At 70.8% G+C, this 21521-nt stretch carries 16 protein-coding genes and 1 pseudogene; 12 read left to right on the top strand and 5 right to left on the bottom strand.

Features of this window, described 5'->3' with window-relative positions; translation table 11 throughout:
• The first annotated feature begins 12 nt into the window (after positions 1-12).
• The 3 genes from I7X39_RS02700 (at position 13) to pth (I7X39_RS02690) (ending at position 4991) form a co-directional block, all read left to right on the top strand.
• Positions 13-1122 carry a serine hydrolase domain-containing protein gene (locus I7X39_RS02700; RefSeq protein WP_198109430.1) on the top strand — a complete coding sequence of 370 codons (1110 nt, stop codon included), beginning with the start codon at positions 13-15 and terminating at the stop codon, positions 1120-1122.
• Between the two features lie 105 nt (positions 1123-1227).
• Positions 1228-3123, top strand: a complete 1896-nt coding sequence (gene pth / locus I7X39_RS02695) for an aminoacyl-tRNA hydrolase (RefSeq protein ID WP_198109429.1) — start codon at positions 1228-1230, stop codon at positions 3121-3123.
• A complete protein-coding gene (pth, locus tag I7X39_RS02690; protein ID WP_198109428.1) occupies positions 3123-4991 on the top strand; it encodes an aminoacyl-tRNA hydrolase in 1869 nt (622 codons plus the stop codon). The genes pth (I7X39_RS02695) and pth (I7X39_RS02690) overlap by 1 nt, the downstream gene beginning before the upstream one ends.
• 15 nt (positions 4992-5006) lie before the next feature.
• Here the strand turns inward: pth (I7X39_RS02690) and I7X39_RS02685 are convergent, their stop codons facing one another.
• Complete coding sequence (locus I7X39_RS02685) at positions 5007-5864, bottom strand: HDOD domain-containing protein (protein ID WP_198109427.1); 858 nt, start codon at positions 5862-5864, stop codon at positions 5007-5009.
• 119 nt (positions 5865-5983) lie between these two features.
• On the opposite strand from I7X39_RS02685, the gene I7X39_RS02680 reads away from it, so the two are divergent.
• Genes I7X39_RS02680 through ppk2 form a run of 4 tightly spaced genes read left to right on the top strand, consistent with a single transcriptional unit; the run spans position 5984 to position 10479 of the window.
• Complete coding sequence (locus I7X39_RS02680; protein ID WP_310739838.1) at positions 5984-6619, top strand: transglutaminase-like cysteine peptidase; 636 nt, start codon at positions 5984-5986, stop codon at positions 6617-6619.
• Positions 6620-6628: 9 nt separating this feature from the next.
• Complete coding sequence (locus I7X39_RS02675; RefSeq protein ID WP_198109425.1) at positions 6629-8599, top strand: bifunctional diguanylate cyclase/phosphodiesterase; 1971 nt, start codon at positions 6629-6631, stop codon at positions 8597-8599.
• Complete coding sequence (nemA, locus tag I7X39_RS02670; RefSeq protein ID WP_198109424.1) at positions 8596-9693, top strand: N-ethylmaleimide reductase; 1098 nt, start codon at positions 8596-8598, stop codon at positions 9691-9693. Before I7X39_RS02675 ends, nemA begins: the two co-directional genes overlap by 4 nt.
• 3 nt (positions 9694-9696) lie before the next feature.
• Positions 9697-10479 carry a polyphosphate kinase 2 gene (gene ppk2 / locus I7X39_RS02665; protein WP_198109423.1) on the top strand — a complete coding sequence of 261 codons (783 nt, stop codon included), beginning with the start codon at positions 9697-9699 and terminating at the stop codon, positions 10477-10479.
• A gap of 37 nt (positions 10480-10516) precedes the next feature.
• Here the strand turns inward: ppk2 and I7X39_RS02660 are convergent, their stop codons facing one another.
• Positions 10517-11053, bottom strand: coding sequence for an NUDIX hydrolase (locus I7X39_RS02660; protein WP_198109422.1), 537 nt, complete (start codon positions 11051-11053; stop codon positions 10517-10519).
• A gap of 109 nt (positions 11054-11162) precedes the next feature.
• On the opposite strand from I7X39_RS02660, the gene I7X39_RS02655 reads away from it, so the two are divergent.
• Together I7X39_RS02655 and maiA are read left to right on the top strand one after the other, a co-directional pair.
• Positions 11163-14087, top strand: a complete 2925-nt coding sequence (locus tag I7X39_RS02655) for a M10 family metallopeptidase C-terminal domain-containing protein (RefSeq protein WP_198109421.1) — start codon at positions 11163-11165, stop codon at positions 14085-14087.
• A 15-nt stretch (positions 14088-14102) separates the two neighbouring features.
• Positions 14103-14741: a maleylacetoacetate isomerase gene (gene maiA / locus I7X39_RS02650; protein ID WP_198109420.1), complete on the top strand. Its 639-nt coding sequence runs from the start codon at positions 14103-14105 to the stop codon at positions 14739-14741.
• Between the two features lies 1 nt (position 14742).
• Here maiA and I7X39_RS02645 read toward each other — a convergent pair whose 3' ends face one another.
• From I7X39_RS02645 to I7X39_RS02635, 3 genes are all read right to left on the bottom strand, one after another.
• Complete coding sequence (locus tag I7X39_RS02645; RefSeq protein ID WP_198109419.1) at positions 14743-16104, bottom strand: sensor histidine kinase; 1362 nt, start codon at positions 16102-16104, stop codon at positions 14743-14745.
• A complete protein-coding gene (locus tag I7X39_RS02640) occupies positions 16104-16508 on the bottom strand; it encodes a response regulator (protein ID WP_198109418.1) in 405 nt (134 codons plus the stop codon). The genes I7X39_RS02645 and I7X39_RS02640 overlap by 1 nt, the downstream gene beginning before the upstream one ends.
• 75 nt (positions 16509-16583) lie before the next feature.
• The gene (locus I7X39_RS02635; RefSeq protein ID WP_198109417.1) at positions 16584-17507 is read right to left on the bottom strand and encodes a hypothetical protein; all 924 of its coding nucleotides are present in this window, start codon (positions 17505-17507) and stop codon (positions 16584-16586) included.
• A 217-nt stretch (positions 17508-17724) separates the two neighbouring features.
• Between I7X39_RS02635 and I7X39_RS02630 the strand changes: the two genes are divergently transcribed.
• The 3 genes and pseudogenes from I7X39_RS02630 to I7X39_RS23575 all read left to right on the top strand — a co-directional run.
• Positions 17725-19476, top strand: coding sequence for a sensor histidine kinase (locus tag I7X39_RS02630; RefSeq protein WP_198109416.1), 1752 nt, complete (start codon positions 17725-17727; stop codon positions 19474-19476).
• On the top strand, positions 19460-20788 hold the full coding sequence (locus tag I7X39_RS02625; protein ID WP_198109415.1) for a diguanylate cyclase domain-containing protein: 1329 nt from the start codon (positions 19460-19462) through the stop codon (positions 20786-20788). Before I7X39_RS02630 ends, I7X39_RS02625 begins: the two co-directional genes overlap by 17 nt.
• Positions 20789-20896: 108 nt before the next feature.
• A pseudogene (locus I7X39_RS23575) lies at positions 20897-21521 on the top strand (hypothetical protein); the annotation flags it as partial.

Here is a 21521-nt window from a genome sequence, read left to right as displayed (position 1 = left end):
TGGGAGTCCGCCATGCGCTTCGGCCGCCGCCTGTTTTCTGTGCTCCTGACCCTGCTCACAGGCGGCGTCGGGGCCCAGGCCCGCTTTGACCCCGCCACCCAGCAGCTGCGCATTCCCACCGTCGAGGTGGAGGGGCAGCTCTACCGCGATGCCCTGCTGCGCCTGGACGCCGATGGCCGCCTGAGCCTGCTGGCCCTGAGCCCGCCACCGGTCAGCCCGCCCAGCCAATTGGCCGCGCGCGTGGCCGCCGCCAGCCAGGCGGCCCAGAGCGATGCCCGCTGCACGGCCGTGCGGCCCTTCTACTGGGAGATCGGCGACGCCAGCCAGCGTCTGGCCGGCGGCTCGCTGGGCCTGCCGAGCATCGAAGCCGGCAGCCAGCTGCCGATTGCCTCGTCCAGCAAATGGATCTACGCCGCCTACGTGCTGGAGCGCCGTGCCGGCCAGCCGACGGCCGAGGACATTCAGTTCCTCAATTTCCGCAGCGGCTACACCCAGTTCCCGCCCAATGGCTGCCAGGCGCAGGACACGGTGGCCAGCTGCCTGGCGCGCGACAACAACGGCGTCAAGACGCCAGCCCACGAGGGCTTCTTCTATTACGGCGGCGGCCACATGCAAAAGCACGCCAGCCTGCCCAGCATGGGCCTGGGGGCACTCGACAACGCCGGCCTGGCCGCCGAGCTGCGCCGCCTGCTGGGCCAGGACATCGCCCTGGCCTACCTGCAGCCCCAGCCCGCCGGCGGCCTGCGCATGACGGCACGCGACTACGCCACCTTCCTGCGCAAACTGCTGGGTGGCCAGCTGCGCATGAGCGCCTGGCTGGGCGCCCAGGCCGTGTGCACCAACCCCACGCGCTGCAGCCAGGCCCTCTACACCCCGGTGCCGGCCACGCAGAGCTGGCATTACGGCCTGGGCCATTGGATCGAGGACGACCCGGCCGGCGATGGCGCCTTCAGCAGCGCGGGCGCGTTCGGCTTCTACCCCTGGATCGATGCCCAACGCAGCCACTACGGCGTGCTGGCGCGCTTTGACGCGGGCGGTGCGGGTGCGGATTCATCGGCCTGCGGTGCGGCCATCCGACAAGCCTGGGTGGGTGCGGCGCCAACCGCCAACCCGAGGCGCTGAGGCGGCCGCCTCCTTCGCCTGCAGCATTCGGCCGGGGTAACAGCCGGTCACAATCGTTGCCATCCCGGTGTTGTCGAGGGGGCGGGGGTGACGAGGCTGCCCAACGTGGACCTGCTGACCCGATTGGATCGGGCGCTGCGCTGGCGGATTCGCGCCCGCTTGGGCGATGCGCGCGTGGATCGCTGCTGGGTCCGGCTGGCCGTGGCCTACCGCCCCCTGGTTCGACGCCCGATCGCCGTCGGCGTCACCGGAAGTGGCGGCAAGTCGACGGCCAAGGAGCTGGTGCACGGCTTGCTGAAGACGCAGGGCCCCGGTGTGGCGAACCCGGGCTCCTTGAACATGCTCCACCACATCGCCCGGGTGGTGCTGGCCATGTGCCCCTGGCACCACCACGCGGTGGCCGAGCTGACCGAGCACGAGCCGGGGGCGATGGCCCGGAACGTGGCCCTGTTCAGGCCCACGGTGGCACTGGTGACCTTGCGCCGTGACGACCATTCGGCGTCCTTCGACCATCCCGACCAGGTGCTGGCGGAGTTTGCATGCCTGGTGGCCGCCTTGCCTGCGCATGGCGCGGCGGTGCTGAACGCGGACGAACCGGATATTGCGGCCCTGCGGGTTCACACCCGGGCCCAGGTGCTGACCTATGGGCTTTCGCCCGCGGCCGATGTTCGCGCCGAGTCTGTCGAGGGGGACTGGCCCCAGCGTCTGCACCTGGTGTTGAGCTACCGCGGCGAGCGCCTGCTGGCGCAGACCCAGCTGTGTGGCCGGCACTGGGTACCGGTCGTGCTGGGCGCCGTGGCCACGGCCCTGGCCTGTGGCATGAGCCTGAGCCAGTGCGTGGCGGCCTTGGCCCTTCAAGCCCCAGTACCGGGCCGGATGCAGCCGCATGCCACGCCGGATGGGGTGCAGTTCATTCGGGATGACTACAAGGCGCCCTTGTGGACCCTGCCTGCCTGCGTGGACTTCCTGCGGCGTGCCCAGGCGCCGCGCAAGCTGGCGGTCATTGGCACGCTGTCGGACTTCGGCCCTGGCGTGGGGGCTGCCAAGCGCTACGCGCAGTGGGCCGAGCAACTGGATGCGGCGGTGGACCTGGCCCTTTACGTGGGCGCCTGGGCGACGGCGGCCTTGTCCGGACGCCCTGGTGGTGCGGGGCGTCGTCTCGCGTTTTCCAGCGTGCTTGATGTGGCCGAGTACCTGAAAGCGGAGTTGCGGGCGGGTGATCTGGTGCTCATCAAGGGCACCAACAAGCAGGACCATCTGGAGCGCTTGGTGCTGAACCGGACAGCCCGGGTGGATTGCTGGCGCGACGACTGCAAGCTCACGCGCCGTTGCTCGGAGTGCCACCAGCTGACGATACGCAGCCGGCCGCCCAACCATTCCGAAGCGCCGCCCTGCCCGGTGGGGCGGGGCTTGGAGCCTGAACACCCCTGGGCAGCTGCGCCTCCAAGCCCAACGGAGTGGGTGGTGGTGGGCATGGGGAACCCGGGCAGCCCGTTCGAGGGCAGCCCGCACAACCTGGGGCGGGCGGTGGTGGAGGCCCTCGCGCAGCAGCAGGGCTGGCCCTGGCACCGGGGCGCCGCGGCCCATGTGGCCTGCGGCCTCCTGGGCGGGCGCCGGGTGAGCCTGCTGCTGCCGCAGGCGCACATGAACCTCACCGGACCGCTGCTGCAGACCCTGGCACGCGAGTGGGGCCTGGCCGTGAGCCAGATGCTGCTGGTGCACGACGACCTGAGCCGGCCACTGGGGGAGGTGAAGCAGCGCGCTTCGGGTAGTGCCGGCGGGCACCGCGGGGTGGACTCGGTGCTGGTGGCCTTCCAGACGGATCGCTTCCGACGCCTCAAGCTGGGCGCCAGGCCGGAGGTGATGAAGCTCCCGCTGGCCCGCTATGTGGTGGAGCCCCTGGAGGGTGCGCTGCGGGTGCAGGCCGAGGCCGGACTGGCGTTGGCGGTGACACGCCTGCAGCAGATGATCGAGCACAGCTCCCCGGAGGCGGGCGCTTGATGCGGGCCTTGGTGCGTGCGCTGGCCTGGCGCGTGCGTGCACGCCTGGGGGACGCGGCGGTGGATGCGCTCTGGGTGCGCTGCGCGCTGCGCTATCGCAGCCTCTTGCGTGGGCCGGTATGCATTGCAGTGGCGGGCAGTGGCGGCAAGACCACGGCCAAGGAACTGCTGCGCGGAATCCTGTCCGCACATCGGCGCGGCGTGGCGACGCAGGCCTCGCTCAACGTGGTGCCGGAAGTGGCGAAGATGGTGATGCGCCTGCGGCCCTGGCACCAGTACGGCCTGCTGGAAGTCAGCGAGGACCGCCCGGGCGTGATGCAGACGAACGTCGCGCTGCTGCGGCCTTCCATCGCCTTGGTGACCGTGTTCCGCGACGACCACGCCGCCGCGTTCCAGCACCCGCAAGCCGTGGCCGATGAATTGCGATGGTTGGTGCGTTCCGTGGGCCCGCAGGGCACGGCGGTGCTGAATGCCGACGATCCGGCGGTGCGGGCCATGGCATCGGACTGCCCTGGCAAGGTGCTCAGCTATGGGCAGTCGGCACCGGCGGACTTGCAGGCGGAAGCCGTGCAGGCGGCCTGGCCTGAGCGGCTGAGCTTCACCCTGGTCTATCAAGGGCAGCGGGTACCCGTACGGACGCAGCTGTGCGGAGCCCACTGGGTGCCCTCGGTGCTGGGTGCGGTGGGGGTTGGTCTGGCCTTCGGGCTGAGCCTGCGGCAATGCGCGGAGGCCTTGGCGGCTGTTCCGCCCTTCGAGGGTCGGATGCAGCCGGTGAGCACCCCAGAGGGTGTGCACTTTGTGCGCGACGACTTCAAGGCGCCAGTCTGGACGCTGCAGTCCTGCGCCGACTTGCTCCGGGCCGCGCGCGCGCCGCGCAAGTTCGCCGTATTGGGTGAGATTTCCGACCGGCGATCGGGTTTCAGCAAGGAAAAAGAGCTGCGTTACGCGGCGCTGCTGCTCGCCGAGGTTTGCGATGAAGTGCTCGTGGTCGGCCCTTGGTCGACCACTGTCCTGGCGACCAAGAGCCCGGAGCTGCGGCAGCGCATCAAAGCCTTTGACTCTGTCTGGATGGCCCATGGCCACTTGCACCTGCAACTGCAGGCCGGCGATCTGGTCCTGCTCAAGGGCACCGCCAGGATCGACCACCTGCAGCGCCTGGTGCTCGCCCAGACCGGCGAGATCCGCTGTTGGCAGGACGACTGCAGGCGCGGCGAGTTCTGCACCACCTGCCCGCAGCGGCTGCAAGACCGCCCAGCCGCCGGGCCGAGCCGCGCACAGCGGCAGGAATGGGCGGCAGGCCTGGGCAGCACGGCGTGGCCGCCGTCAGACGCCTTCACCCTCCTGGTGGTGGGGCTGGGCAACCCCGAGCAGCGTTACCAGGACAGCCCCCACAATGCTGGCTCTCAGGCCCTGGATTCATTGGTGGCCGAAAGCGGACAGGACTGGCTTGAATCTCCGCTGGGCCCCTGGTGCCGGCTGGTGATCGAGGGACGCGCCCTGCTTTTCATCAAGCCGGCTGTGGCCATCAATCTGAGCGGTGAGATCGTGCAGCTCCTGGCGCGCCTTTGGGGGCTGGCGCCGCAGCGGATCGTTCTGGTGCATGACGACATCAACCTTCCAATGGGCGATGTGTGCATCAAGATGGATGGCGCCGCGGGCGGCCACCGTGGGGTAGCGAGCGTTCTGGTGCATCTGCAGTCAGACGAGGTGCTGCGCCTCAAGCTGGGGGTGCGCCCCGCCCAGCAGCCGGCTCCCTTGAACTACGTGACCACACCGCTGGCGCAGAGCGATCTGCAGGCCCTGCGGGCGGCGCTGCCAAAGCTTCGCTGGCGTTTGCTCAGGCTCGCGTCCGGGCCGCCACCCGGCTGAAAGCGATCCGACCCGTCAGTCTTCGAGCTCGGCAAGCTGGTCGGCCCACTCGTCCAGCTCGTTGGCGTGGATGTGCAGCCAGTTCAGCACGGCCTCGCCGTGCTGCGTCCAATCGGCGTCAGGCGGCAGGCTTTCGGTGCGGCGCATCAGCTGCTCGGCCACCAGGCCGGCGGCCACCAGCAGGGGCACGCCGGGCTCGATCTCGCGGTCCGTCAGCACTGTGAAGTCATGGTGCAGGCGCACCGCGGCCATCAGGGGCTGGGGCAGGCCCCAGGCGCGTACCACCAGGGCACCCACCACGGCGTGGTTGGTCTTGTGGTTGATGTCCTCGGTCTTGACGAAGGGCCGGTCCAGGCGCGCCGCGCCTTCCACCATGGTGGCGCCGTAGCCGCGCACCGATTGCAGCAGCACCGGCATGCCGACATGCTGGAACAAGCCGAAGCTGCTCGCCAGGTCGACGTCCAGACCGGGCAGCTTGGGCGCCAGCAGGCGCATGGCGGCGGCGCGCCGGCTGCTGCGCTCCCAGAAGCGCGCCAGGTGCGGGCTGTTGACCGGTATGGCGTTGCGCACCAGAAAGCCCGTCATCAGCTCGGCGGTGAGGTTGAGCCCCAGGCGCGTCATGGCCTGGCCCACGCTCACGCAGGGGCTGCCGCCGCCCAGATGCACCGGGCTGTTGGCCACGCGCAGCAGGGTGGCGGACATGGCCACGTCCTCGGCGGCGATGGCCTGCACCTCGTTCAGATCGGGCTGTGGCAGGGCCAGCGCGGCGCGCAGGCGGCGCAGGTGCTCGGGGCAGGGCGGGATCTTGATCTCGCGCAGCGGGCCGCGCTCACGGGCGGTCTGGATCTCTTGTTGGACGGCGGCGATCTGCATCGCGAAAGCATACCCAGGGGGCACCCCACGCCCCTGCGGCAAGAGCGCAGGAATTCGCGCTGCGCCAGGGTTTTTCAGCCATGGGGCCGCCAAGGCCTGCCCCTACAGTGCCCGCTGCCGTGATCGACCGCCGCCTGCTTCCCGTTCTGCTGCTGGCCCTGGCCCTGCCCGTGCTGGCCTGGGAACGCGCCCGCTTGCTGGAGCAGGCCGTGCAGCTGCCGCCCCCGGCACAGCGGGTGGTGCAGGGCCTGGTGGAGCTGATCGAGCGCAGTCCGGCCCAGGCGCCGGCGCAGCGCGTGCGCGAGGTCAATGACTACATCAACCAGCGCGTGCAGTGGCAGACCGACCAGCAGATCTGGGGCCAGGTGGACTACTGGGCCAGCCCGCTGGAGATGTTCGAGAAGGGCCGCGGCGACTGCGAGGACCTGGCCATGGCCAAGTACTTCGCGCTCTTGGCCGAAGGGCTGCCCGAAAGCAGCCTGCGCCTGGTCTATGTGCGTGCCCAGTACCAGGGCCGCCCGCAGGCGCACATGGTGCTGGCCTGGTACCCCACGCCCCAGGGTGAGCCCTGGATCCTGGACAACATCGACCCCGAGCTGAAGCGCGCCGGCGAGCGGCCCGATCTGGCGCCGGTATTCAGCTTCAACGCCGAGGGGCTGTGGCGGGGCGTGGGCGCGCAAGGCGCCGGCAACCCGCTCACGCGCCTTTCACTCTGGCGCGATGCCCTGGCCCGCGCCAAGGCCCAAGGTTTTTAGGAGAAGGCGATGAGTCTGATTCGCCAAGTAAGCCTCTTGATCGTGCTGGCGCTGCTGGTCGGCCTGATGGGGGCCCTGGGGGTCTCGGTGGGCTCGATGCGGGCGGTGCTGCAGGACCAGGCCCGCATCAAGAACGCCGACAACGCGCAGTCGCTGGCGCTGGCGGTATCCCAGCAGGGCGGCGACGCCGCGCTGATCGAGCTCCTGATGAGCGCCCAGTTCGACACCGGTCATTACCAGCAGCTGCGCTGGGTGCAGGCCGATGGCAAGACCGCCTTCGCCCGCGAGGCCCAGGCCAGCGGCGGCCGTGCGCCGGCCTGGCTGCGTCAGGCCCTGCCGATCGACGCCGAACCCGGCATCGCCCAGCTCAGCAACGGCTGGCAATCGATCGGCCGCGTGGAGCTGCGCAGCCAGCTCGGCTATGCCTACGACGCGCTCTGGGACGGCCTGCTGCGCGCCGCCGCCTGGTCGGCCCTGCTGACGCTGCTGGCGCTGGCGCTGGCGCAAGCGGTGCTGGGGCGCATCCGCCGGCCGCTGGACGCGCTGGTGGCCCAGGCCGATGCCATGGCCGAGGGCCAGTTCGTCACCGTCGAGCCCTCGAAGGTGAGCGAGCTGCGTTCGCTGACCGACGCGCTCAACGCCATGGTGCAACGCATCAAGCGCATGTTCGAAGCACAGACCGAGCAGCTTGGCCTGCTGCGCCAGCAGGCGCATTGCGATGCGCTCACCGGCCTGTCGCTGCGCAAGCACTTCCTGGCCGAGCTGGCTTCGGCGCTGGCGCGCGACGACCTGCCCGAGCGCGCCGGCCTGCTGCTGCTGCGCCTGCAGGACCTTGCCGGCGTGAACCGCGTGCTCGGCCGCGAGGCCACCGACGAGGTGCTGGCCCTGCTGGGCCACGCCCTGCAGCAGTACACCGAGCGCGTGCCGGGCAGCCTGGCCGGGCGCTTGAACGGTGCCGATTTCGCCCTCTGGCTGCCCGCGCCCGCCGTGTTGGAAGAGAGCGCCCAGGCCCTGGCGGATACGCTCAAGCTGGCCCTGCAGCAGGGCGGCGGGCAGGGCGGCAACGGCGTGCTGCGCCTTGCCCTGGGCGGCGCCGAGCTGACGCGCGACCAGGCGCTCTCGCAGTGGTTTGCGCAGGCTGACGAGGCCCTGGCCCAGGCCGAGGGCCAGGCGGCGGCGGGGCAGACGATCGGCATCGCGTTGCGCCAGGTGCCCGCGCGTGCCGACGCCCCCGTGCTGCCCAGCGGGGAGCGCGCCTGGCGCGCCCAGATCGAGGCCGCGCTGGCCCAGGGCCACACGCGCCTGCTGCAGTACCCGGTGCTGGACCGCGACGGCCATCTGCTGCACTGGGAGTGCCCGCTGCACCTGGGCCTGGCCGAGCGCAGCGGCAGCACGCCCGATTTCGTCAACGCCCAGACCTGGCTGCCGCTGGCCCTGCGCACGCAGCTCACCGCCGAGGTGGATCTGGCCGCCGTGGCCGCCGCCCTGCAGCTGGTGCGCGACGACGGCCAGATGCGCGCGCTCAACCTCGCCCCGGCCTCGCTGCTGGCGCAGGACTTCGTGGGCCGCCTGCGCGAGCTGCTGCGCAGCCAGGCGCTGGCGGCGCGGCAGATCGCGCTGGAGTTCGACATTTCCGCCGCCCAGCCCAAGAGCTTCGAGCTGCTGCGCGAGCTCTCGCGCAGCCTGCACCCGCTGGGCGTGCGCGTGGGCCTGGAGCATGCGGGCGCGCAGCTGCAGCGCATCGAGCGCCTGTACGAGTTGGGCCTCGACTACGTCAAGCTGGACCGCGCCATCCTGGTGGGCGTGCACGAGGACGCCAGCCGCGCCGGCTTTGTGCGCAGCCTGGTGATCTTTCTGCACAGCCTGCAGCTGCAGGTGCTGGGTGAGGGCGTGGACGACCCGCGCGATGCGCAGGCGCTGCTCGATTGCGGTTTGAACGGCCTCACCGGCCCCTGGGCCACCGGCCACCAAGTCAGATGAACGCTTCTCCCTTGTTCGAACCCTTGCGCGCTGGCGCGCTGGATTGCGCCAACCGCATCTGGATGGCGCCGCTGACGCGCCTGCGCTCGATCGAGCCCGGCGACCTGCCCGGGCCACTGGCGCCGCTGTACTACCGCCAGCGCGCCGGTGCCGGGCTGATCGTGAGCGAGGCCACGCACATCAGCCCGCAGGCCAAGGGCTATGCCGGGGCGCCGGGCATCTACTCGGACGAACAGGTCGAGGCTTGGAAGCCGGTGACGGACGCGGTGCACGCGGCGGGTGGGCGCATCGTCTGCCAGCTCTGGCATGTGGGGCGCATCTCGCACAGCCGCCTGCAGCCGGGCGGGCTGGCGCCGGTGTCGGCTTCCGCCATTGCCGCGCAGGCGCGCACCAGCCTGAAGGATGCGAATGGCGAGGTCTACCGCGAGGCCTGCAGCACGCCACGGGCGCTGGAGCGCTGCGAGCTGCCCGGCTTGGTGGACAGCTATGCCATGGCCACGCGCCGCGCTCGCGCGGCCGGCTTCGACGGCGTGGAGATCCACGCGGCGCACGGCTATTTGCTGCAGCAGTTCCTGGCCGCGGCCAGCAACCAGCGCGACGACGACTACGGTGGCTCAATCGAGAACCGCGCGCGCCTGTGCCTGCAGGTGGTGGATGCCGTCTGCGCCGAATGGGCGCCTGAGCGAGTCGGCATCCGCATCTACCCCTGCCCGGCCGCCGCCGATCTGGCCGACGACGACCCCGATGGCAATGCGCTCTACCTGGTGGAGCAGCTGGGCCGGCGCGGCCTGGCCTACCTGCATGTCTCGGAACCCGACTGGGCCGGCGGGCCCGAGTTGCGCCCGCAGTTCCGCCAAGGCTTGCGCGCGCGCTTTCCTGGCGTCATCGTTGGGGCCGGCAATTACCAGGTGCCCGAGGCGGTGGAGCGCATTCAGGCCGGCTTGATCGATGCGGTGGCCTTCGGGCGGCCCTTCATCGCCAACCCGGACCTGCCGGCGCGCATCCGCCAGGGCGCGCCCTGGAACACGCCGGAGCCGCAGAGCTTCTATGGTGGCGGTGCCGCGGGCTATACCGACTACCCCACGCTGGAGTGAACGATGGCCAAGGACGCGAAGAAGGACCGCATGGGCAAGGGCGAGTACCTCGAAAAGCTCGCCCCGCTACAACTGGAGCTGAACCAGATGGCGCGCTGGGTGCAGCAGAGCGGCAAGCGCGTGCTGGTGCTGATCGAGGGCCGTGACACGGCGGGCAAGGGCGGGGTGATCGCCGCCATCTCGGACACCCTGAACCCACGCCAATGCCATGTGGTGGCCCTGGGCAAGCCGAGCGAGCGCGAGCGCAGCCAGTGGTACTTCCAGCGCTATGTGCCGCATCTGCCAGCGGCTGGCGAGATCGTGCTGATGGACCGCAGTTGGTACAACCGCGCGGGCGTGGAGCCGGTGATGGGCTTTTGCTCGCCCGAGCAGGCCGAGGCCTTCCTGGATCAGGTGCCGCGCTTCGAGCAGCTGCTGGTGGACGACGGCATCCTGCTTTTCAAGTACTGGCTGTGCGTGGACCAGGCGCAGCAGGAGCAGCGCTTTGCCGAGCGCCTGGCCGACCCGATGAAGCGCTGGAAGCTCAGCCCCATCGACCTGCAGGCGCGCGACAAATATGCCGCCTACACCGCCGCGCGCGAAACCATGCTCAAGGCCAGCCACCGCGCCCACGCGCCCTGGACGCTGGTGGACTTCAACGACCAGCGCCGCGGCCGGCTCAAGCTGATCCGCCACCTGCTCGACCGCCTGCCCGATACCGCCATCCCGGACGAAGCCATCGAGTTCCCGCCGCTGGTGGGCGAGCCGCTGAAGGAGCGCTACAAGGGCAAGCTGCGGCCGCTCTGAGGGTGGCCTGATGCCGCTCTGACGCCCCGCCGGCCGCTCAGGCGATATCGGCGATCAGCAGCTCGGTGCGGCCGGCGCGCTGATGCTCCAGCGTGGCGCGCACGGTGCGGAAGGCCAGTTCGTCCCAGGGGATCTCGGCGAAGTGGAACAGCGCCACTTCCAGGGATTCCGGCCCGGGTGCGAAGTCCAGGTCGAGCAGGCGGGCGCGGTAGAAGAGATGGACCTGGCCGATGCGTGCCACGTTCAGCAGGCTCATCAGACCGAGCAGTTCGACGCGTGCACCGGCTTCTTCCAGCGTTTCGCGCAGCGCCCCCTCGGCCACCGATTCGCCCAGCTCCATGAAGCCGGCCGGCAGCGTCCACCGCCCGCGCTGCGGCTCGATGGCGCGCCGGCACAGCAGCACCCGGCCATCCGGTGCGAGCGGCAGGGTGCCCACCACATTGGTCGGGTTCTCGTAGTGGATCTGCCCGCAATCCGTGCAGACGGCGCGTTCGCGGTTGTCCTCGGGCGGGATACGGTATTGCACGGCCGCCCCGCAGGCGGCGCAGTGCTGGTAGCGGCGGGTGACGTGCATGGGGGGCCGAGTGTCGCCCAGCGCCCGGGCGGCCGCTGGCTCCTCTGGGCCATGCCAGCGCCGCCAAGTCGGGTTCCAATGCGGGTCAGATTTTTCAAGGGAGCCTCCCATGGCCATCGCACAGTGGACCCTGGCCCAAGTCATCGCCCAGCTGAACAGCGGGCGCAAATGGACCGGGTCGACCATCACCTACTCCTTTCCCACCAGCGTCTCCGGCCTGTATGCCGACGAGGAAGGGCCGGGCTTCCGGCCCACCAACGGCAGCCAGCAGACGCTGATGCGCTTGGCGCTGAACACCTGGGATGACCTGATCCCGGCCAACTTCCAACTCGGCAGCGCCGGCTCCACGGCGCTGGAGTTCGGCTACACCAGCACCGGCATCGGCTACGCGCATGCCTACTACCCCACCAACGGCAGCATCTGGTTCAACGCCACCGAGGGCGACCTGACCGATCCCGTGCTCGGGGCCTATGGCTTCCTGACCTTCGTCCATGAGATCGGCCATGCGCTGGGCCTGGACCACATGGGCGACTACAACGGCAACGGCAACTGGTCGCCCTCGTCCTACCAGGACAGCATCGTGCTCTCGGTGATGTCCTACTTCGGCCCGCGCTATGCGGCCTCGCAGTACTCGCCCGACATCGCGCAGGCCGACTGGAGCGACAGCCGCAACCAGGTGCACGACCCGCAGACGCCGATGGTGAACGACGTGGCCGCCATCCAGCAGATGTACGGCACGCCCACCGACACCCGTGCCGGCAACACCACCTATGGCTTCCGCAGCAATGTCGACGGCGCGATGGCGCAGATCTTCGACTTCACGCGCAATGCCAACCCGATCCTGACGATCTTCGACAGCGCCGGCACCGACACCCTGGACCTCTCGGGCTGGAGCACGCCCAGCCGCATCGACTTGACGCCGGGGGCCTACTCCTCGGGCAACTCGATGACGAACAACATCGGCATCGCCTACAGCGCCTGGATCGAGAACGCCATCGGCGGCAGCGCCAACGACGTGCTCATCGGCAACAGCCTGGCCAACCGGCTCGAAGGTGGCGCCGGCGACGACGAGCTGGAAGGCCGCGAGGGTGACGACCTGCTGGTGCCCGGCAGCGGCAGCGACCGTGTGGATGGCGGCGACGGCACGGACACCCTGGTGCTGTCGCTGGCGCAATCGGCCTACAGCTTCAGCCTCAGCGGCAGCCTGCTGACGCTGAGCAGTGGCGCCCTGGTGGTGCGCAGCAGCAATGTCGAGCGCTTCCAGTTTCTGGACGTCACCCGCACCCTGTCCGAACTGGTGGGCGGGGGCGGCAACCCGCAGCCCAGCGCGCCCGTGCTGCTGAGCCGCACGCCGGCCGACGACAGCGCCAACGTGCCCATCGGCGCCAACCTCGTGCTGGGCTTCAGCGAGGCCGTGCTGGCCGGCTCCGGCACCATCCGTTTGCTGGGCAGCGATGGCAGCGTGCTGCGCGAGGTCGCCGCGAACGACACCCGTCAGGTGCAGATCAGCGGCAGCACGGTGACCCTGAACCTCGAAACCGATCTGGCCGCCGGCACGCAGTACGTCGTCAACATCGGCGCCACGGCCTTCCGCAACGCCGCCGGTGTGTACTACGGCGGGCTCACCGGCCTGAGCAGCTGGGACTTCCGCACCGTCACCGCCACGGTGAATGACGACTACCCGCTCGACGTCAGCACCACCGGCCGCATCGTGCCCGGCGGCGCGGGCGTGACGGCGAACATCGACAGCGGCACCGATGGCGATCTGTTCCGCGTCGACCTGAGTTCCGGCGTCACCTACCGCTTCACCATGACGGCGCCCGCCACCAGCGCCGTCGACCCCTACCTGATGCTGTACGGCATGCAGCCCGAGGTCGACCTGATCACCTTCGACGACGACAGCGGCGGCAACTTCAACTCGGTCATCTACTTCACGCCCACGCAGACCGGCAGCTACTACCTGGCCGCCTACGACTACGCCGATGCGCAGGGCAGCTACACGCTCTCGGCCAGCATCCCCAGCGACGACTACCTGGGCTCCGCCGCCACGCTGGGGCGGGTGTCGGCGGGCGATGTGGTGAGCGGACGCATCGGCGTGCCCAGCGATGCCGACAACTTCTTCATCAGCCTGGTGGCTGGCCAGACCTACACCTTCGAGCTGAACCGCACGGCCGGCGATGGCCTGGACGACCCCTACCTGACCCTGCTGGACACCAGTGGCAAGGCGCTGGCCTTCGACGACGACAGCGGCGTCGGGGGCAACGCCATCATCGTCTTCAAGGCGCCCACGACCGGCAACTACCAGCTCAGCGTCAGCGACACCGACCAGGGCACCGGCAACTACCGCATCGTGACCCAGGTCAACACCCGCTTCACCGGCACGCCGAGCAACGACAACTTTGCCGGCGGCAGCGGGCCTGACACCCTGGACGGCGGCGACGGCAACGACACGCTGCGCGGTGGCGGCGGCTCCGACCTGCTGGACGGCGGCGCGGGCATCGACACCGCGAAGTACAACGGCTCGGCCGAACTGTTTGAGATCTTCATCACCGACCAGGGCTGGCTGCTGCGCGACGCCACCAATGCCGAGGGCTCGGACACCCTGGTGAACATCGAGCGCCTGGCCTTCCCGGATGCGCATGTGGCGCTCGACCTGGACGGCAATGCCGGCATCACCGCCCTCATCCTGGGCGCCGTGTTTGGCGCCGACGCCGTGTACGAGCCCGGCTACGTGGGCATCGGCCTCTCGCTGCTGGACGGTGGCATGAGCGACGACGCACTCATGCAGCTCGCCATCGAGGCCCGCTTCGGCCGTGCGCCCAGCAACAACGAGCTGGTCGACCTGCTGTACTTCAACCTGCTGGGTGTGCACCCTGGGCAGGACGAGCTGAGCTACTTTGCCGGCCTGATCAAGCCCGGCTTCAGCCAGGTGGACCTGGCCTGGCTGGCGGCCACGCAGGACATCAACTTCGAGAACATCGACTTCGTTGGCCTGGCGCAGTACGGCCTGTTCTTTGAGCCAATTGGGCCGTGAGTCTGGACTTTGACCATGAAGCTTGAGCTGTATTCCTACTTCCGTTCCTCGGCCAGTTGGCGCGTGCGCGCCGCGCTGGCGCTCAAGGGCCTGGCTTGCGATTACCACGGTGTGCACCTCGTCAAGGGCGAGCAGCTGGCGCACGAGCGCCTGGGGCCGGCTCATCTGCTGCCGGCGCTGTGGGCCGACGGCGAGCGCGTCACGCAATCGCTCGCCATCCTGGAGTTCCTGGAGGAGACCCACCCTGAGCCGCCGCTGCTGCCCGCCGAGCCGCTGGCGCGCGCCTATGTGCGTTCGCTGGCGCTGGACATCGCTTGCGAGATCCACCCGCTCAACAACCTGCGCGTGCTCAAGTACCTGAAGAACACGCTGGGCGTGGCCGAGGACGCCAAGAACGGCTGGTACCGGCACTGGGTGGAGCAGGGCCTGGCGGTGGTCAACGAGCGCCTGCTGGCCGAGGGCCGCAAGGGCCGCTTCTGCTGCGGCGACACCCCCGGCTATGCCGACTGCGTGCTGGTGCCCCAGGTCTTCAATGCGCAGCGCTTCGAGGCGCGCATCGAGCATCTGAGCGCCGTGATGCAGGTGTTCGAGGCCTGCATGGCACTGCCGGCCTTTGCCGACACGCACCCGAGCCGCGTGCCGGACGCCGAATAAGTCAGGAAAGCGGCAGCCGCGCCCGCACCGTGCAGCCCTGGCCGGGCGCGGACTGGATCTGCATCCGCCCCTGCAGGGATTCGATGCGGTAGCGCATGCCCACCAGGCCATGGTGGCCGGCGCGGCGCGTGCTGGGCAGAAAGCCCGCGCCGTCATCCCGCACCAGCACCTCGCAGGCCAGCCCGCCGTCGGCCGCCGGGCCGAGCTCCACCGTCACCTCGCGCGCCTGCGCGTGCTTGGCCACATTGGTCAGGCTCTCCTGCACCAGGCGGTACACGGCGAGTGCGGCGTCACCGGCCAGGGGCACCGGCTCCAGCCGGGTGTCAACGCGCAGGCCGCTGCGTTCGGCGAACTCCGCCGTCAGGATCTCCAGCGCCGGCAGCAGGCCCAGATTGGTGAGGGCCGAGGGTCGCAGGTCTTCGATGATGCGGCGCTTGATGGCGATGCCCTCGTCGATCAGCTTGGCCATGTGCTGCAGCCGCTCCACCAACTCGGGTTGTTCCTTGCGGTGCATGCGCACCAGGCGCGCCAGGTCCAGCTTGGCGGCGGTCAGCAGGCCGCCCAGTTCGTCGTGCAGCTCGCGCGCCAGGCGCGCACGCTCGTCCTCGCGCACGGTCTGCAGGTGGCGGGCCAGCTCGGTCAGCTCCTGGGTGCGGTGCATCACCTCGGCGTCCAGCCGGTCGCGCTCGGCCACCAGATCGCGTGCGGCGGCGCGCTGCAGCTCGTGCAGGATGGCGTTCTTGCGCAGGAACAGCACCAGGGCCAGCAGGCCCACCCCGGTGAGCAGGTAGGCGCCGATGCGGCCGAGGTTCAGCGCGCGGTGGATGGCGCGGCGGTCGGCCTGCAGCAGCTGCGCTTCCAGGGCCAGCAGCTCGGTGGTGGCCTTGCGCGCGGCCTCCATCTGCTCGCGGCCGATGTCGGTGAGCACCACGCTGCGCCAGGCATCGTGGCGCCCAGCACGGTAGAGCTCGGTGGTGAGCTTGATCTCCGAATGCTTCTGCAGCACGGCCTCGCCCAGCAGCGCGCCGCGCTTGGCGTTCTCGCCGTCCTGGTAATAGCCCTTCACTCGCGCCAGCGCCTCGTTGACCTGCTGGCCCTGGCGCAACACTTCGTCGAGATAGCTGTCGCGTCCGGTGAGCAGAAAGCCGCGCTGCGCCGACTCCGCCTGGTTCAGGCGCTGGAACAGGGTGGCGATGTCGAAGCGCAGCGCATTGCGGTGCTCGACGCCATCGAGTGCCTCGCGCGCCAGCCGGTAGGACGATTCGGCCAGCAGTACCACGGCCGAGACGCCCAGCGCCAGCACCAGGGCGGTGAGCACCCAGGGCCAGCGCCAATTCGGTGGCAGGCGGCGGCTCAGGGACATCAGAGCAGCGGCGCCGGCCGCGTGCCTTCGCCACACAGCTCGGCACAGTAGGCAATCAGCTCGTCCAGATCGCGGCTCTTGTCGAACACCCGCTCGGCGCCCAGCGCCAGGCAGCGGCGCCGCATCTCGGCGGTGGCGTAGTTCGTCAGCACGACGAAGCGCCCCGGCAGGCTCAGCTCCAGTGCCGCCTGCAGCACGCCCAGGCCGGTGCCGGCGCGCAGGAACACGTCAATGATGTAGAGGTCGATGTCGGCCGCCTCGGGCTGGCGCAGCGCCGCCACGGCCGCGGCCTCCTCGGTCACGCAGCCCACCACCTCGACGCTGGTCAGGTCTTCCAGCGTCGACACCAGGTTTTCCAGGATGACGGGGCTGTCCTCGACGATGAAGGCTTTGACCTTGGCCATGTTCGGTTGTTCGTGATGGGTTGGGACCTGCATGCCTAGTGTCTCTTGCCGCTCTTGTGTCTCATGCGCCCCTGCTCAACACCCGCGCATCAGCAGCAGGGGTGTGTCGGCCAGCCGCAGGGCGGCGTGGCCGGCTTCGGCGGCCGGCTGGCCGTCGATCTCCAGCCGAAGGCCCGCCTCCGCATCCTGCGCCAGTGCAATGGCGCTGTGAAATGGCCGCAGCTGGCTGCTGCCGTCGGCCAAGCGGATCAGCGCGTGCAGCGCGCGCGCCGGGGTGGGCCCGGCCGGCCCCGCCCCTGGCAGCTGGGTGCCGGCCTGCAAGGCCCGCACCAGCTCCGGCGCCGCGTCCTGGTCCAGCCGCAGGCGCAGCGTGGTGGGCGGGTGGGCCGGGCTGGCGGGGTCGTGGTGCCGCCAGGGCAGACCGAATGCCGACGGTTGCCCCGCCTCGGACGCGGCGGGCGCCAGCCGGGCTTCGGCGAAGAAGGGCTCGCCGTTCAGCAAGCCTACCGCCGCCGGCGTGGCCAGGCGGCGCTGCCAGGCCTGCACGGCCAGGGGCAGGTCCTGCGGCAGCCCGTGCAGATGCGCGAGCTGTCGGCCCGGGCCGCGCGCCAGCAGGCCCAGCGGGCAGCCCCGTGTCCAGGCTGCACGCGCCAGCTGCAGGGTCAGGGCGGCGCCGCCGATGCCGATCACAAAGCCTTCCTGACTGGCGGCCAGGCCGGCGGCGAACTGCGCGCACGCCTGCAGGTCCTGCGGCCCCTGGCACTCCAGCGCAATGCTGCTCAGGCCCTGCAGCAGGAGCAGCTGCTTGAGTGCCGCCAGCTCGGGCGCGTCCTGCTGCCGCAGCCCGGCTTCCAGCACCAGCAGGAAGGGGCCTTGGCGCGGTGGCCGCTCATGCGCCCGCGCACCCAGGCGCAGGGCCATGGCGGCCGCCAGCTCACGCGGCGCAGGCGCGCCGGACGGCGCGTCGGGCGGTGGCGGCTGGGGAGAAAAGAAGGACATGCCTGCAATGTCAACCGCGGCCGCTTCCGTGACTGTCGGTGCGCACCGGATTGCGGTGTGGGAGTTGTCTGACGCGCGGCGATCCGAGAACCAGGCTCTTTCGCGCGGCTTCCCGCCGTGTGAACAGGCCCTCGTCCTACACGCGCATCCGCCCTGCGCCGACACGAGTGCGGCAGGGCCGCCTTCAGCATGGCGGTGGTTGTGTGAAGGGAGTTGCATGCAGGACGCCATGGCTCAGCTGGCGCTGGACGCGCTGGCTCAACGCGAGGGCGCGCAGGCCTGGGCGCTGTTCACGCCCGGCGGGGTGCTGCTGGCCTGCAGCGCCGGCCTGCAGGAGCGCTGGCCGGCGGCGGAGGCTTCGGCGCCCTGCAGCGCCAGCGCGCTGGAGGCGCTGGATGCCAGCTGGCCCGCCGGGCTGCTCGACACCCTGGCCCAGCCTGGCCCGCTGGAGGCGCAGCAGCGCCAGGGCGATGCCTGCTGGCGCGCCCGCGTGCTGGGCAGCCCGCCCCTGCACCGGGTGCTGGTGCTGATGCACGAGGGCCCGGCGGCGCCGGGGCCGCCCGAGCTGCCTTGGGCCGCGCTGCTGGATCAGGTGCCCGCCTTCGTGATGGTGCTCAGCCCCACGGGCCGGCTGCTGCATGTGAACCGTGCGCCCCTGGACGCCGGCGGCATGCAGGCCGACGAGGTGCTCGGCCTGGACCTCTGGGACACCCCCTGGTGGAGCCACGACGCGGCCCTGCAGCAATGGCTGCGCGAGGCGGTGCAGCGCTGTGCCGCCGGCAGCGTGGTGCGCGAGGACGTGGTGCTGCGTATGCGCTTTGACACCCGCATGTCGCTCGACTTCGTGCTGGCCCCCTGTGCCAACCCCACCGGGCGGCCGCGCCTGCTCATGGCCACTGGCATCGATGTGACGGACCGCAAGGTCGGCGAGCGCCTGCTGCGCAGCACCATGGCGCGCTTTCGCAGCATCTACCAGGCCGTGCCCCAGGGCCTGGCGCTGCTGGATGTGCAGGGGCGCATCGCCACCGTCAACCCGGCCTGCAGCGAGCTGTTCGGCTGGAACGCCAAGGAGTTGGTGGGCCGCGGCATCGAACGCCTGATCCCGGGCGTCTGGGCCGCGGCCGACGGCGAGCTGTGCGGCCTGCCCGAGGGCGCGCAGGCCCGCGTGCCGGTGCGCGTCACCGGCCAGCACGCGGCCGGGCACGAGCTGGCGCTGGAGCTGGAGCTCAATCCCGTGCCGGGCAGCGAGCCGCCGCAGACCCTGCTGACCCTGGTGGACGTGGGGGAGCGCGAGCGCCTGCAGCGCGAGCTGCGCCAGAACCTGCGCGAGAAGACGGTGCTGCTCAACGAGGTTCACCACCGCGTCAAGAACAACCTGCAGGTGATCGCCAGCCTGCTGCGCCTGCAATCGCGTTGCGTCGAGGCCAGTGCCCAGGCCGCGCTGCAGAGCAATATCGATCGCGTGCGCGCGATGGCGCTGACGCACCAGCTGCTGTACGAATCCACCAGCTTCAGCGCGCTGCGCCTGGGCAGCTTCCTGAGCCGGCTGGGCGCGCTGCTGCGCGACAGCCACGGTCAGCTGGCCGGCCGCGTGGCGCTGGAGGTGCGCGTGCCCGATGCCGAGCTGGCCATCGCGCTCGACCAGGCGGTGCCGGTCGGGCTGATCGTCAACGAGCTCGTCAGCAACGCCTTCAAGCACGGCTTTGCGGATGGGCGCGCGGGCTGGATCCGCGTCGACGCCTTTCAGCGCAGCGCGGGCCGGCTGGCGGTGCGGGTGGCCGACAACGGCATCGGTCTGCCGGCCGACAGCGTGCTGGGCGAGGGCGACAGCCTGGGCTTTCAGCTCGTGCCGGCCCTGGGTGAACAGCTGGGCGGCGTGATCCGCCGTCTGGACAGCGAAGGCGGTGCGGGCACCGCGTTCGAACTGGAATTTGAAGTGGAGGAGCCCCACCATGATTCAGCATCCTGACGCCGGCGCCATCCGCATCCTGGTCGTGGAGGACGAGCGCATTGTCGCGCTGGACCTGCGCAACGCCCTGCGAGACCTCGGCTTCGTCGTGCTCGGCATCAGCGCCTCGGAGGCCGAGGCCTGCGAGCAGGCGCGCGCGCTGCGCCCCGACCTGGTGCTGATGGACATCAACCTGGGCCGCGGCGGAGATGGCGTGAGCGCAGCGCAGCGCATCGCGAGCGAGCTCGACATCCCGGTCGTCTACCTGACGGCCTATGCCGGCGTCGAACACCTGGAGCGCGCCAGCCAGCTGCCGCCCTATGGCTACCTGCTCAAGCCCATCGAAGTGCGCGAGCTCAACGCCACGCTGCACATGGCCGTGGCGCGCCACCGGCTGGACCGCGAACGCCTGCGCCAGCAGCGCCAGGCCGGCCAGGTCTTCGAGGCCAGCGCCGACGCCATCGCCGTGCTCGATGCCGACGATCGCGTGCAGGCCGTCAACCCGGCCTTCGCGGCACTGACGGGCTGGACGCTGGACGAGGTGCGCGGGCGCCAGCCGGCCGAATTCCTGCACGCGCGCCGTGCCGGCGACCGCGTGGCCACCGCGGGCGGCACGCGCCATGGCGAGGTGGTCTGTCGGCGCCGCGACGGCAGCTTCTTCCCGGCCTGGGAGCACCTGGCCGAGGTGCGCGACGCCGACGGCCGGCTCACGCAGCGCGTGCTGACCTTCTCCGACATCAGCCCCCTGCGCCAGCAGAGCGGGCAGATCCAGCACTTGGCTTTCCATGACCCGCTCACCGGCCTGCCCAACCGCCACCAGTTCGAGCAGCAGCTGCAGGCGCTGCTGGCGCGCTACGAGCGTTGTGGCGAAGGCTTCTCGCTGCTGTTTCTCGATCTGGACGGCTTCAAGGCCGTCAACGACAGCCTCGGCCACGCCCAGGGCGACTGCCTGCTGCAGACCCTGGCCCAGCGCCTGCGCGCCAGCCTGCGCCAGCAGGACTTCGCCGCCCGGCTGGGCGGTGATGAATTTGTGGTGCTGGTGGCCGGCACCCAGCCCGAGATGCTGGCGCAGGTGGCGCACAAGCTGCTGGCGGCCTGCCGCGAGCCCTTCGAGCTGGACGCGCGGGTTCAGCTCTCGGCCAGCGTGGGTGTGGCCAGCCTGCCCCTGCACGCCACCGGGGTGCAGGAGCTGGTGGAGGCGGCCGACGTGGCCATGTACGCCGCCAAGCAGGCCGGGCGCGACGCCGTGCGCTTCCATTCGGCGGCCCTGGGCCGGCGCCCGCGTGGCCCTGCACGCGCGGGGCAGGGCCCGGGTGTCCGTGCAGCCGGCTGAAGCGGCCTTGTCCTACATGCGCTTGTGGGCTTGGCCGACAAGCGCTGCGTGCGGGCGTTCGCACACTGGCGCCATGCGGCCCGACCAGGCGCCGAAGGAGCGAACCCGATGCGTTTTCCCTCATCCATCCATGCCGAAAGCGGCCTTGACGCCGCCCCGTTCACCCTGAGTGCCCATGGCCCGCAGCGCGGCGGCGCGGCTGCAACGGGCGCGCGCCCGCAGCGCCCGCAGGGTCTGACCTGGACCCTGGTGGGGCTGGCGCTGGGCCTGCTGAGCGTGGCGCTCTACCTCGCCCTGCGCCCGGCCGAGCCGGTCGATCCGGTGTGGACCTTCGGCAGCCCGGGTGCCGGTGCGGCTCCGGTCGCCACCGCGGCACCGCAGGCCACGCCAGCCGCGCGCGGCGATCTGAGCCCGGCCCTGGCCGATGAGAAGGCAGCTGCGCAGGCCGAGCCGGAGCCGGCCCCTGAGCCCGCCGCGGTCGAGCGTTCGGTGCCGCCTGCACCGGTGCCTGCGCCGGTGCAGGTGCCGGTGGGGGCCAGGAAGACCATCCCCTTGCCGGCACTTCCTGCCACGCCGCCCACGCGCCTGCCCGAGCCGGCCGCCGAGCGCATGCCGGCCCCGGAGCCCGCGCGCACCCCGGAAGCCGCGGCCCCCAGCCCGACCCAGCCGGCGCCCAGCCTGCCGCAGCCCCAGGCGCTTGCCCCCGCCAGCCCCAGCGCCAGCGCGGCCGCCA

Source organism: Inhella proteolytica, assembly GCF_016093275.1.
Classification (GTDB): Bacteria; Pseudomonadota; Gammaproteobacteria; order Burkholderiales; family Burkholderiaceae_C; genus Inhella; species Inhella proteolytica.
The sequence above is the reverse complement of the archived record's forward strand: the minus strand, read 5'-3'. Positions and strand labels throughout refer to the sequence as shown.